At 67.4% G+C, this 12,552-nt stretch carries 10 protein-coding genes; 9 read left to right on the plus strand and 1 reads right to left on the minus strand.

The features are described 5' to 3' along the window. Window position 1 precedes the first annotated feature (1 nt). Genes KF838_12795 through KF838_12815 form a run of 5 tightly spaced genes read left to right on the plus strand, consistent with a single transcriptional unit; the run spans window position 2 to window position 4,368 of the window. The gene (locus tag KF838_12795) at window positions 2-565 is read left to right on the plus strand and encodes a hypothetical protein (GenBank protein ID QYK47657.1); all 564 of its coding nucleotides are present in this window, start codon (window positions 2-4) and stop codon (window positions 563-565) included. Continuing rightward, entirely contained in the window at window positions 562-1,161 is a 600-nt protein-coding gene (locus KF838_12800) for a hypothetical protein (protein ID QYK47658.1), read from the plus strand. Before KF838_12795 ends, KF838_12800 begins: the two co-directional genes overlap by 4 nt. Continuing rightward, a complete protein-coding gene (locus tag KF838_12805; protein ID QYK47659.1) occupies window positions 1,158-2,525 on the plus strand; it encodes a hypothetical protein in 1,368 nt (455 codons plus the stop codon). Before KF838_12800 ends, KF838_12805 begins: the two co-directional genes overlap by 4 nt. Beyond that, the gene (locus KF838_12810) at window positions 2,522-3,364 is read left to right on the plus strand and encodes a glycosyltransferase family 2 protein (GenBank protein QYK47660.1); all 843 of its coding nucleotides are present in this window, start codon (window positions 2,522-2,524) and stop codon (window positions 3,362-3,364) included. Before KF838_12805 ends, KF838_12810 begins: the two co-directional genes overlap by 4 nt. Window positions 3,365-3,390: 26 nt before the next feature. Then, a complete protein-coding gene (locus KF838_12815) occupies window positions 3,391-4,368 on the plus strand; it encodes a sulfotransferase (GenBank protein QYK47661.1) in 978 nt (325 codons plus the stop codon). A gap of 21 nt (window positions 4,369-4,389) precedes the next feature. Here KF838_12815 and KF838_12820 read toward each other — a convergent pair whose 3' ends face one another. Next, window positions 4,390-5,763 carry a hypothetical protein gene (locus tag KF838_12820; protein QYK47662.1) on the minus strand — a complete coding sequence of 458 codons (1,374 nt, stop codon included), beginning with the start codon at window positions 5,761-5,763 and terminating at the stop codon, window positions 4,390-4,392. 99 nt (window positions 5,764-5,862) lie between these two features. On the opposite strand from KF838_12820, the gene KF838_12825 reads away from it, so the two are divergent. The 4 genes from KF838_12825 to KF838_12840 all read left to right on the plus strand — a co-directional run bounded on the left by KF838_12825 (window position 5,863) and on the right by KF838_12840 (window position 12,548). Beyond that, window positions 5,863-8,775: a serine/threonine protein kinase gene (locus KF838_12825; protein QYK47663.1), complete on the plus strand. Its 2,913-nt coding sequence runs from the start codon at window positions 5,863-5,865 to the stop codon at window positions 8,773-8,775. 101 nt (window positions 8,776-8,876) lie between these two features. Next, the gene (locus tag KF838_12830) at window positions 8,877-10,265 is read left to right on the plus strand and encodes a Gfo/Idh/MocA family oxidoreductase (protein QYK47664.1); all 1,389 of its coding nucleotides are present in this window, start codon (window positions 8,877-8,879) and stop codon (window positions 10,263-10,265) included. A 232-nt stretch (window positions 10,266-10,497) separates the two neighbouring features. Continuing rightward, window positions 10,498-11,835, plus strand: coding sequence for a Gfo/Idh/MocA family oxidoreductase (locus tag KF838_12835; GenBank protein QYK47665.1), 1,338 nt, complete (start codon window positions 10,498-10,500; stop codon window positions 11,833-11,835). A 266-nt stretch (window positions 11,836-12,101) separates the two neighbouring features. Then, entirely contained in the window at window positions 12,102-12,548 is a 447-nt protein-coding gene (locus KF838_12840) for a hypothetical protein (GenBank protein ID QYK47666.1), read from the plus strand. Window positions 12,549-12,552 lie beyond the last annotated feature (4 nt).

The raw sequence follows: 12,552 nt of genomic DNA on the forward strand, positions 1-12,552 counted from the left end.
GATGGCGCACGCGGGCGCGATGAATGAACCGGGCGAGGGAGGCGAGCGGATCGGTCGCGCGCTGGCGTGGCGGCTGATCGGGCGGCATCTCTTCCGGGCGACGCCCCACGTGGCGCACGGCGTGCGGCGTCGGATTCTTCGGATGTTCGGCGCGCGGCTGCGGGGGAACGTGAAGATCCGGCGGAGCGTTCGGATCGATCGTCCGTGGAACCTGAGCGCGGGGCACCTGACGATTTTCGGTGATCATGCGACGCTGCGTCTGACGCGCGGGCTGTCGATCGGTGAGCGGTGCGTGATCAGCCAGTTGGCGATTGTGACGACGACGATGCTGGATCCGCGTGACCCGTCGCGGACGATCGAGGGGGCGATCACGATCGAGGATGACTGCTGGATCGCGGCGGATTCGCTGGTGCTTCCCGGGGCTGTGGTGCGCGCGGGGACGGTGGTCGGGGCGCGGGCGTTGGTTGAGGGAGAGGTGCCGGGGTGGTCGATCGCGGTGGGGCAGCCGGCGCGGGCGATCAAGCCGCGCGCGTTCGTGCCTGTTGCAACAGGAGCGGGCGCATGAGCGGCGTGGATATCTCACGCGCGCCGAGCCCTCACTCGCTCTCGAACCGGGCGGGGCGTGTGCTGTGGGGCCTGGTGCAGGGGACGCTGTTTCGGTTCTCGCCTCGCCCGTGCCATCGGTGGCGGGTGATGCTGCTGCGGATGTTCGGGGGTCGCGTGTCGTGGCGGGCGCGGCCGTATCCGGGGTGCCGCGTGTGGGCTCCTTGGAATCTTGAGATGGCGGACTACGCGACGCTGGCGGACGGCGTGGATTGTTACTGCGTGGAGCGGATCACGATCGGCGCGCACACGACGGTGAGCCAGTACAGTTACCTGTGCGGGGCGACGCATGATTTCGAGCGGTCGAGGCGGCCGCTGGTGCCGCTGCCGATCAGGATCGGCGGGCAGTGCTGGATCGCGGCGGATGTGTTCGTGGGCCCGGGTGTGTCGATCGGCGAGGGGACGGTGGTGGGGGCGCGATCGAGCGTGTTCGGCGATCTGCCCGAGTGGACGGTGTGTGTGGGGAGTCCGGCGAAGCCGATTCGTGCGCGTGTGATCCGCGAGGAGGGTGGGGGAGCGGGTGGCGTGAGCGATGAAGCGGGGGATAAGGGCGCATGAGCGTGCCGCTGCGTGTGATCTCGCCGGCGAAGAACCCCGACGCGCTGGGTGACTGGCGGACGTTCCGTTCGCGCGGGGCGCGGTGCTCGTGGAGCGAGGACGGCGCGCTCGTGCTGGCGCATCGCGCCTCGACGCTGGAGCACGAGCCGGACGAGATCGAGCCGTGCGAGGTGGGGTTGCTGGATGTCGAGAGCGGCGCGTTCGCCTGCTTCGGGACGACGACAGCGTGGAGCCACGCGGACGGCGCGAGGTTGCAGTGGATCGGGGCGGAGCGTGCGATCTTCAACACGCGCGACGATGATGATCGGTTGCATGCGCAGATCGTGTCGCTCGGGCGCGGGGGTCGGTTGCTGCGGACAGAGGCGATCGGGCACGCGGTCCACACGGTGTCGCCGGACGGGGCCTTCGCGCTGGCGATCCCGTTCGAGCGATTGGGGGATCTTCGGCACGCGCTCGCGATTCCCGCGCTGGTCGATCCGCACGTGGCCAATCCCGCGCCGCGGCACAGCGGCGTGCATGTGGTCGATCTGGCGCGGGGGACGAGCGAGCTGCTGCTCTCGCTGGCGGAGATCGCCGAGTTCCGGCGCTCGGCGTTGGGTGAGGGGCGCGTGCACGTTGTGGATGATGTCTCGTATGCGCCTGGGGGGAGGCGCGTCGCCGTGCTGCACAGTTTCGAGCGCGCGGATGGGATCGTTCACACGCGGCTTCTGACGACGGACGCGAGGGGCGCGGGCGGGTTGCGGCTTGTGTGCGAGGGGCGGATCACGCGGCACGCGTGGATGGATGACGCGACGCTGCTGGTTCAGACCGGGGCGGGCGCGATCGAGATCGTGCGCGACGACGAGGAGGCGGGAGTGATGGCGGGGGGTGTGCTTTCGTTGACGCCTCTGCATCCGGAGGGGTCGTTCGACGCGGCGGTGTATGAGGGCGGGGATCGGGTGATCGCGATGCAGTGCCGCCGGATTGCTGATGATTCTGCGGCTCTTGGTCTTTGGGTGGAGCGGGGCGGGGGCGCGCGAGAGTTGGTTGTTGATCTGGGGCGGCTCTCGGCGCACGCGCCGGAGCAGGGCGCGATCGATCCGGGCGCGATCGACGAGCGCGACACGAAGCCCGCGCTGGATCCGTTCGGGACGCGGGTGTGTGTGGATGCGCGCGTGGAGGGGCGCGACGTGATCGGTGTGGCGGAGATCGCGGCGCACACGGGGCGTGCGCGGCCGGAGCCCACGGCACGGACAGAGCGCGCGGCGCGAGGGGCGGAGGTTGAGTCGCGCGAGACGGACCTGGGGTTGTTGGAGGAGGCGCGGGCTGCGGTGTGGTCTGCGGTGATGGGGTGGGGCGTGCGGCGTGTCGGGGGGAACGCATGAGCGGACCGGCGATCACGATTTTCATACAGACGCTGAACGAGGAGAAGAATCTTCCCTCGTGCCTGGAGTCGGTGCGCGGGTTTGATGACATCGTGGTGCTTGATTCGCTCTCGACCGACGGGACGGAGCAGATCGCGCGTGAGTTCGGGTGTCGGTGGTACGCGCGGAAGTTCGACGGACGCGGGCCGCACCAGAACTGGGCGATGGAGAACATTCCGTGGCCGAACACGTGGGTGTTCTATCTGGATGCGGACGAGCAGATGACGCCGGAGTTGCGTGCGGAGATCGAGGCGATCGCGTCGGACGAGAGCGAGCGGCGGGTGGCGTTCTACTGCGGGAGGCGGAACTATTTCATGGGGAGGTGGCTGCGTCACGCGATGCCTCCCGGGAACATCATGCGGTTCTTTCGGCCTTCGAAGATCCGCTTCGAGCGGCTTGCGAACCCGGTTCCTTTGATCGACGGGGAGCACGGGTATCTGCGGAATCATTTCATCCACTACAACTTCAGCAAGGGGCTGGGGGAGTGGTTCGAGCGGCACAACCGGTATTCGACGTATGAGGCGCGGGAGACGATGCGTGCGCTCAAGGAGAACCCGGTGTCGCTGGGGCGGCTGTTCTCTCGCGACCGGAACACGCGCCGTCTGGAGCTGAAGAATCTGTCGTTCCGGATGCCGCTGAGGCCGGTGCTGAAGTTTCTGTACATGTACATCCTGGGGCGTGGGTTCATGGACGGGCGTGCGGGGCTGACGTACTGCGTGCTGCAGGCGATCTACGAGTATCAGATCTGTCTGAAGGTTCGTGAGTTGAAGCGTGTGGAGCGCGGCCTGACGCCGAGTTGAGCCCAGACGAACGGAGCGGTGCGATCATGTCACTCAAGCAGTCCGCGCCGGTGCAGGCGTTGCTCCCGTATCTGCGGGCGGTGAAGTATGACGGTCTGCGGCGGCGTGCGCTTCGGCGGGCGCGGACGCCCGTCGAGGGGGAGGGCTCGTCTGACCAGCCGGCGTCGGCGTTCTTCGTGGGGAGCGGCAGGTCGGGGACGACGATGCTGGGGCGGTTGTTCGAGCGGCATCCGGACGCGCTCTATCTGTTCGAGCCGTATCACGCGTGGGCGGCGATCGACGCGAGGAGTGACGCAACCAACTTTCACACCACGGCGGAGCCAGCGTTTTTCATGGACGCCTCGTTCGCGACGCCGGAGGCGCGCATCCGATTCGTTCGCACGATGCTGTCGGAGGCGACGGCGGCCGGGCGGCGGATGCTGATCGAGAAGACGCCTCACAATGTGTGCCGCATCGGGTTCATTGAGGCGTTGGTGCCGGATGCTTCGCGCACGCGGTATGTTCACATCGTGCGTGACGGCTTGGACGTGGTGCGTTCGATCGCTCGTCTGGCGACGGTGGGGACATACCGGATCGCGGGGAAGCGGAACTACAACCAGTGGTGGGGGCGCGAAGGGTGCAAGTGGGCCGCGCTGGCGCGTGACGGGGCGCGGGCGGGTTATTTCGGGGATGAGGTGGGGTTGCTCTCGACGGATGCGCAGCGGGGCGCGTATGAGTGGCTGTGCAGCATGGGGGAGGCGGAGCGGTGGCGTGAGGGGCTGGGTGATCGGATGCTCGAGATCCGGTACTCGGAACTGACGGCGAGCCCGCGCGAGGTTGTGGGGCGTGTGTGCGCGCACCTCGGTTTGCCATGCGACGGGGTGTGGCTTGAGAGCGCGATCGCGCAGGTGCGTCCTGAGCGCAGGAACGCTGGGGATGCGCTGCGTCTGCCGGCGGGGATGCGGGGCGCGTTCAACGCGCACCAGGAGAGGCACGGCTTTGAGGGGCGCGCGGAGGGGTTGTGAGGGCGCGGGGCCGGCGGGCCATCACTCGGGCGTTTCGACGTTGATGGGCATGTCCTGGCCACCGGACTTGCTTCGATCGGGGTTGTAGCGATTGGTGAAGTCGGCGACGCCGCCGTTGTCGGTGAGGTCTGATCCTGCTGCGTAGAGGACGAAGGGGCGGCCTCCCGGGTGGGGGCCCTTTGCGGGTCCGATGTAGCCGAAGGGCCGGTCGGTGTAGGGGTCGGGGATCGGGTGGCTGAGGTATTCGGGGACGAGGGCGTTGAGGGTTTCGGGGTGGGTGTTGGTGGCGAGGCGGTGGCGTTCGAGGGCGAGGAGGATGCGCGTGCCGCGGCGTGTTGCTTCCATCATGTCGGCGGTTTCGGTCAATCGCTCGCAGACGCGGAACATGGAGCCGAGCATGGCGTTGGCGATGACGGCGTTCCACATCTCGGCCTGTTCGGTGCGTCGCGCGGCCCTTGCGCCGGGCGGGGTGTCGATGAGTTCGGCCCATTCGGCGAAGGCGCGGCGTGTGAGCGAGACCTGTGCGTCGAGCGAGAGGCCCGTGGGGAGCATGCGCCGGCCGGGCGTGAGGTTGACGGGTGTGTCGTGATCCTCGTTCGCTTCCTGCGCTGCGAGTTCGGCCATCTCGATCGTGAGGACGAGCGTGGCGAGGGATTCACCCCGCATGGCGACGGCGGGCGAGATGCACGCGGGCTCGGCGAGGATTGCGTCGAGTTCGCGGAGCGATGCGTCGTCGAGCAGGCGTGACGCGACGGCGGAGCGGACCTGCGCGAGCATGAGCTGCTCGATCGCGCCGGCGGCGAGCCGATCGATTTGAACGGCGGTGATGGAGACGACTCGCGCGAGTGTGGCGAGGGTGCGCGTGCCCCGGACGAAAGCGGCGCGGTCTCCGGCTCTGAGGGATTCTGCGTTGTGTGCCGCGAGGAGGAGCGCGGCGCGCCGGGTTGCGCCGGCGGTTCGCGAGGTTTCGCGTGCGGCCCCGCGATCGCCGATGCTGCCGAGCGGGCGTGTCGGTGGCTGGATGGGTGTTGAGAGCGATGCGAGGCGCTCGAGGATGCCGGAGTCGTGCGCCCAGCGGATGGCGGTGCGGGTGGCCTGTTCGGAGCGGAGGCGGACATCGGGTTCGGCATCCTGCCAGACGGTGGAGCCGAAGATGAGGCCCTCGTAGAGGACGCTGGTCTGGCTCTCTTCGTCTTCGAGTTCGGTCTCGATCGTGCGCATCGCGTCGCGGACCGCGCGGACGGTGGCCTCGGCATCGGTGCCTGCGGCATCGGTGTAGGGCGCGAGCAGAGCCGCGGCCTCCTGGCGGAGGGATTGCAGGGTGGGCGTCGGGGCGGCGGTCTGTCGATCGGGCGCGAGAAGGATGATCGAGACGCACAGCGCGGCGTGGTGCATGGGTGTATCTTCGGGGTTTGTCTCGGTGCATTCAAGCGGGAAGCGGGAAGTCGGATGTGATACGCTGAACGAGCGGGAGTGCCACAGGGGAGGCGCGTCATGACATCGGGGCACGACACAGGGGTCACGCGGGGTCCGGAGCCGGGCGGGGATGGCGCGGGAAGCGGGGCGCGGGACGGGGCTCGCTCCGGCGGATCGGGAGAGGATGGGGTGGTGACGAGCGCCGGAGCGATCTCGGGCGAGATGGCGCCATCGGAGCCGGCGGCGTTCGAGCGTCCGGGGGATCTTGTCGGTCCGTATCAGTTGATCTCGATGCTGGGTTCTGGCGGATTCGGCACGGTGTGGCTGGCGGAGCGTCGGCACCCGATGGTGCAGCGTGTCGCGCTCAAGATCATCAAGCCGGGGATGGACTCTCGGGCGGTGGTGGCGAGGTTCGAGCACGAGCGTCAGGCGTTGGCGCGGATGGACCACCCGGGGATCGCGCGTGTGTTCGACGGCGGGGTGACGGATCGCGGTCGCCCGTACTTCGTGATGGAGCGGGTCGAGGGGGAGCCGATCACGGCGTACTGCGATCGCCACTCGTTGTCGGTGCGTGAGCGGCTGGGTCTGTTTGTCTCGGTGTGCAACGCGGTGCAGCACGCGCACTTCAAGGGTGTGATCCATCGTGACATCAAGCCGTCGAACATTCTTGTGGCGCGGGCCGACGGCGCGCCGCTGGTGAAGGTGATCGATTTCGGGATTGCGAAGGCGATCGGCCACTCGCCGGCTTCGGATGGGCCTCACACGGAGGCGGGCGTGATGGTGGGGACGCCGGAGTACATGAGTCCGGAGCAGGCGTCGATGGGCGCGAGCGACATCGACACGCGGAGCGACGTGTACTCGCTGGGCGTGCTGCTGTATGAGTTGCTGGTGGGTGAGTTGCCGTTCAGTTCGCGGGCGTTGCGTGCGGCGAGTTACGCCGAGGTGCAGCGGATGATCCGCGACGTGGACCCTCCGACGCCGAGCCGGCGGCTGCTCGGGCTCTCGCCCGAGGCGTCGAAGGAGGCGGCCCTGCGACGTCGGACGGCGATCGATGCGCTGGAGCGTGACCTGAGGGCGGAGCTTGAGTGGATCCCGATGCGGGCGATGCGGAAGGACCCGGCGGAGCGGTACGCCTCGGCGGGTGAGTTCGGCGCGGATGTGTCGCGATACCTGAGGGGTGAGGCGATCGTCGCCGCGCCGGAGAGCACGCGGTACAGGGTGCGGAAGTTCGTGCGTCGGAACCGTGTTCGTCTGGCCGCGGGTGGTGTGCTGCTGACGGTGCTGCTGGCGGGCCTTGCGGGGACGCTGTGGCAGGCGCGAGTGGCATCGCAGGAGCGTGACGCGGCGCGGGAGGCGCTCGGGAGAGAGTCGCTCGCGCTGGCGCGGGCGGAGGCGGTGATCGATCTTGTAACGCGGTCGCTGCGTGAGGCGGATCCTTACCAGGGGGGCGCGGAGTCGGTCACGGTTGTTGAGGCGATGGAGAACGCGATCGCGGAGTTGGACGCGTCGCGGTCGGTCGATCCGGAGACGGAGGCGCGGCTGCGCGAGACGATCGGCGCGATCCTGCAGAACAACGCCAGACCGGGGATGGCCGAGGCGCAGTTTGCGCGGGCGCTTGCGATCCGGCGGTCGATCTCTGACGGGGACTCGGATGGCGTGGCGTCGGCGATGAACGGTCTGGGGAGCGCGGTGGAGTCGCAGGGGAGGTATGCCGAGGCGGAGGGGATCTATTCGGCCACGCTGGAGATGCGCCGGCGGCTGCACCCCGGGGACGACGCATCGGTCGCGGGCTCGATGAACAACCTGGCGTTTGTGCGTGCGAAGCTCGGGGGGCTGGCCGAGGCCGAGGGGATGCACGCGGATGCGCTGGCGATGGCGAGGCGTCTGTTTCCCGGCGACCACGAGATGGTGGCGACATCGCTGACGAATCTGGCGATCACGCGCCGGGACATGGGGAGGTTCGACGACGCCGAGCCGCTGCTCGTTGAGGCGCTGGAGATGATCCGGCGGCTGCACCCGGGGGACCACCCGATGGTGGCGGAGGCGATGAACAACCTCGCGCTGCAGCGGTCGATGGCGGGGCGAGAGGGCGAGGCGGAGCCGCTCTTCGTGCAGTCGCTCGATATGTCGAGGCGGCTCTTCTCGGGGGATCACCCGCTGGTTGCGGCGTGCATCAACAACCTTGCGACGGTGCGCGAGTCTCTCGGGCGTCAGGCAGAGGCGGAGGCGCTCTTTCTCGAGGCGCTGGAGATGACGTCACGCATCCACGGGGGGGACCACCCTTCGGTGGTGCTGCACACGGTGAACATCGCGAACCTTCGGATGTCGGCGGGGCGGATGTCGGAGGCGGAGCCGCTGCTTGAGGACGCGCTCGCGATGAACAGGCGTCTGTTCCCGGGCGATCACGCGATGACGGCGGAGTGCCTGATCCGGATCGCGTTCGTGAACAAGGACCTCGGGCGGCTCGATCGCGCGGAGCCGATCTTCCATGAGGCCCTTGAGATGAACCGTCGGCTCTATCCGGGTGATCATCCGGAGATCGCCTCGTGCATGAACAGCATCGCGTTCCTGCGTCGCGACCAGGGCGATCTTGCGACGGCGGAGGAGATGCTGTCGGATGTGCTGGCGATGACGAGGCGGATCTATAAGGGCGACCATCCGGATCTTGCCCGTTCTCTTAACAATCTCGCCTCTGTGAAGAAGGAGCGGGACGATCTTGAGGGGGCGGACGCGCTCTTTACTGAGTGTGTCGGGGTTGTGCGTCGGACGTTTCCTCCGGGTCACCCGGTGCTGGCGGTCGCGCTGGCGAATCTCGCCGATCTGCGCTCGCGGCGCGCCATGCACGCCGATGCGATCGCACATATAGAGGAAGCGATTGCGATTGCTGAGGCGGCGTATCCGGAGGATCACCCCGAGATCGCCAGATACAGGGGGATGCACGATCGGTTCGCGGCCGCGGCGGGCGTGGAGGAAACGATTCGGCAGCGGTGAGGGTGTGGACGTGGTGCTGGGGTTGCGTGTGGTTTGCCGGCGCGGGGCGGTTGCGATGTGCTACATTGGGCGTTCTGTTCGCACGTCACCGGAGCGCACGCATGGATCCTGCAACGTCGTCGTCTGATCGCGGCCGTCGCGAGTTTGTCAAGGGTTCTGCCGCGGGATTGGCGGGGCTGGGACTGAGGGGGCTGGGTCTTGCGGGGCTCGGGCTGGGTGTGCCGGGTCTTTCGACTGCGAGCGCGGCGCGGATTGAAGAACGGGGGCTGGGTTCGGGGTTGCGCGGCGGGTCGGACCAGATCCGGATCGCGCTGGTCGGGTGCGGCGGGCGCGGCACGGGCGCGGCGATCCAGGCGCTCTCTGCGGATCCGGGCGTGGTGTTGTGGTCGATGTCGGACGTGTTCGGCGAGCGGCTCGAGTCGTCGCTCAAGGGGATCACGGAGACGATGGGGGAGGGGGCGTCGGCGCGCGTGCAGGTGCCGCCCGAGCGGCGGTTTGTCGGGTTTGAGTCGTACAAGCCGGCGATCGACGCGGGTGTTGATGCGGTGTTGATCACGGGGTATCCGGCGTTCAGACCGGTGCACTATCGGTATGCGATCGAGCAGAACAAGCACGTGTTCGCGGAGAAGCCGGTGGCGGTGGACGGGCCGGGCGTGCGTTCGTTCATCGAGACGGCGAAGCAGGCGAAGGCGAAAAACCTGGCGACGGTTGTGGGGTATTGCTGGCGGTTCCACGACGGGATGGTGGCGACGTTCGACAAGATCAACTCGGGCGCGATCGGGCAGATCATGTCGGTACACACGACGTACCACACGGGGACGCTGACGAAGCGGCCGCGGAAGCCGGAGTGGAGCGACGTGGAGTTCCAGATGCGGAACTGGTGGCACTTCACGTGGATCTCGGGCGATCACATTGTGGAGCAGGCGTGCCACTCGATCGATCGCGGCGCGTGGGCGGTGGGGGATCGGATCCCGCTGCGTGTGAACTGTCTGGGGGGGCGTGCGGCGCGGTTCGGCCCTGAGAGCGGGAACGCGTTCGATCACTTCGCGGCGATCTATGAGTACGAGGGTGGGCTGCGGTCGCACCACACGTGCCGCCAGATCGACGGGTGCCCCGCGGACAACACGGACTACATCTACGGGACGAAGGGGTCGGCGACGGTGAACGGGTGGGTTCCGACGTTTGAGACGCGCGACCTGGACAACAAGCGGACGTGGCAGTACACGGGTCGCGCCGATCGCGACATGTACCAGACCGAGCACGAGGAGCTGTTCAAGTCGATCCGCGCGGGCGCGCCGCTGAACGATGCGGTGCGCGGCGCGAACAGCACGCTGATGGCGATCATGGCTCGGATGAGCGCGTACACCGGGCAGACGGTGTCGTGGGAGCAGGCAATGAACTCGAAGGAATCACTGGTGCCGGAGAACCTCGCCTGGGGCCCCATGCCCATGCCGCAGGTGGCGATCCCCGGCCAGACCAAGCTCATCTGATGTTCGTGAAGAGAACGCGGAGAACGCAGAGGAATCAGAGCGGCGCAGAGGGGAAGCGATGGAGAGGACATGAGACTGTTCATCAACTCCGTATTCGTCTCCTTTCTCCCTCATCCGTTCCCTCTCTGTGCCCGCGTATCTCGGTGGTAAAGACTCTTGGTCTTCTCTGCGTTCCTCTGCGTCTCTGCTCCGCGTCCTCCGCGTTCTCTTTGCCTTTCCGTAGGAGTATCCAATGTCCGACAACCCCGTGACCCGCCGCGACTTTGTCAAGACTTCTGTTGCCGGCGCTTCTGCGCTGGGTCTCATGTCTCTCTCGGGCTCGAATATGGCGTTCGCCAGTTCGGGGCGTTCGATGGATTCGATCCGTCTGGGCGTGATCGGGTGCGGGGGGCGCGGCACCGGCGCAGCGATGAACGCGCTCGAGGCCTCGCCCGATGTGCGACTGGTGGGGATGGCGGATCTCTTCACCGATCGCATCGGCGGCGCGAGGGGGTATCTCTCGTCGAGCGACAACCCGTGGCGCGATCGCGTGGATCTTCCGGACGATCGCGTGCTCACGGGGTTTGATTCCTACGAGCGGCTGCTCGAGAACGATCTTGACATGGTGATCCTCGCGACGACGCCCCACTTCAGGCCGATGCACCTGCGTGCGGCGGTCGAGAAGGGGTGCCACGTCTTTGTCGAGAAGCCCGTCGCCGTCGATCCCGTGGGGATCCGCTCTGTGCTCGAGTCGTCGTCGATGGCGGACTCAAAGGGGTTGTCGATCGTGGCGGGGACGCAGCGCCGGCACGAGACCTCGTATCGCGAGGCGATGGCGCGGATCAGGGACGGGGCGATCGGGCGCATCGTCACCAGCGAGGCGTACTGGAATCAGGGCGGGCTGTGGATGCACCCGCGCAGGCCCGAGTGGTCCGACATGGAGTGGCAGATCCGCAACTGGCTCTACTTCACGTGGTTGTCGGGCGATCACATCGTCGAGCAGCACGTGCACAACCTGGATGTTGTGAACTGGGCGATGAGCGTATCGAGCGGCGAGACGCACCCGGACAAGGCGACGGCGGTCGGGGGCCGGCAGGTGCGAACGGACCCGGCGTATGGGCATATCTATGACCATTTCGGCGTGCTCTTTGAGTACGCGTCGGGCGCGACGTGCATGTCGATGTGCCGCCAGCAGGACGGAACGACGTCGCGCGTGGAAGAGGTGATCCGTGGGACGCGGGGATCGTTCACGCTGCGCCCAGGCGCGGCGGATCTGCGCATGGCTCCGGGGAGCGGTGGCGGTGGTGGCGAGGACCCATGGAAGTTCGCGGGCCCGAACAACAATCCGTACGTGCAGGAGCACGTCGATCTGCTGGAGGCGATCAAGTCGGGCAAGCGGGTGAACGAGGCGAAGCAGGTTGCCGAGTCGACGCTGACGGCGATCATGGGGCGGATGGCAGCGTACACGGGGAAGACAGTGACGTGGGAGCAGGCGTTGAACTCGAAGCTGGATCTGACGCCGCCGAGTTATGAGATGGGCCCGCTGCCAACGCCCGAGGTGCCGATGCCGGGGAAGACGCCGCTTATGTAGTCCGCATCCGCCTTGAGGGCGGATGCGGGTGGTAGAGCCCGGAGAGCGCCCGCCGGGTAAACCGTCGGGCTTGGAAGGATCGGAGGTTTCAGCGCGAGGCCGAGCACCATGAAGCGATGCAATAAGCCGTCTCGGCGCATCGGCCCGAATAGCGGCTACGACCTCGTCTATTTCGTCCGGTTGCACGCCACGCCGCCCAAGCGGGTCTGTGATCTGCGTTCACTTCACTCAGCCCCTAAGCCGCCGCAATGTTTCGGAGTGAGCAGATGTCCAACTGCAGCCCTCGGCCGCATTCAGCGTCGCGCCTGGCCCGCATCGTCTTCTCGTCGGGCCTCTTCCTCGCGTTTGCCGCGACGGTCTTTCTGTCGTTTCAAGTGGGCAGGATGTCGGGCACGCACGCCGCGCAAGCGAGCATCATCGCGTCATCATGGAGCGAGGGCACAAAGTACCCCGTCTGGTACGGCGCGATCGTGTGGCTGGAGCCAAACGCGGCCGGCGCCGTCGACGAGCACGCCGACATCATCATCGGCGAGCCAATGGACCGTCCCCCAACGATGCACCACAACGTCGGCCTGCTCGCGACCGAGCCCACGCCGGAGGCCGCCATTAAGAACTGTAGCCACATCGTCTGGACCGATGCCGATATCACGTTCGGCGCAGGCGGTCCAAGGCCCGTCGTCATCACGCGCGACGTGATCCAGCGCCATCGCTGATCAC

The sequence above is a fragment of the Phycisphaeraceae bacterium genome (assembly GCA_019454185.1).
Taxonomy (GTDB): Bacteria; Planctomycetota; Phycisphaerae; order Phycisphaerales; family UBA1924; genus JAHBWV01.

What these genes read in the sequence shown, in the direction of transcription:
- KF838_12795 (QYK47657.1), top strand. Translation starts at nt 2, where the DNA reads ATGGCGCACGCGGGCGCGATGAATGAACCGGGCGAGGGAGGCGAGCGG.
- KF838_12800 (QYK47658.1), top strand. Translation starts at nt 562, where the DNA reads ATGAGCGGCGTGGATATCTCACGCGCGCCGAGCCCTCACTCGCTCTCG.
- KF838_12805 (QYK47659.1), top strand. Translation starts at nt 1,158, where the DNA reads ATGAGCGTGCCGCTGCGTGTGATCTCGCCGGCGAAGAACCCCGACGCG.
- KF838_12810 (QYK47660.1), top strand. Translation starts at nt 2,522, where the DNA reads ATGAGCGGACCGGCGATCACGATTTTCATACAGACGCTGAACGAGGAG.
- KF838_12815 (QYK47661.1), top strand. Translation starts at nt 3,391, where the DNA reads ATGTCACTCAAGCAGTCCGCGCCGGTGCAGGCGTTGCTCCCGTATCTG.
- KF838_12820 (QYK47662.1), bottom strand. Translation starts at nt 5,763, where the DNA reads ATGCACCACGCCGCGCTGTGCGTCTCGATCATCCTTCTCGCGCCCGAT.
- KF838_12825 (QYK47663.1), top strand. Translation starts at nt 5,863, where the DNA reads ATGACATCGGGGCACGACACAGGGGTCACGCGGGGTCCGGAGCCGGGC.
- KF838_12830 (QYK47664.1), top strand. Translation starts at nt 8,877, where the DNA reads ATGGATCCTGCAACGTCGTCGTCTGATCGCGGCCGTCGCGAGTTTGTC.
- KF838_12835 (QYK47665.1), top strand. Translation starts at nt 10,498, where the DNA reads ATGTCCGACAACCCCGTGACCCGCCGCGACTTTGTCAAGACTTCTGTT.
- KF838_12840 (QYK47666.1), top strand. Translation starts at nt 12,102, where the DNA reads ATGTCCAACTGCAGCCCTCGGCCGCATTCAGCGTCGCGCCTGGCCCGC.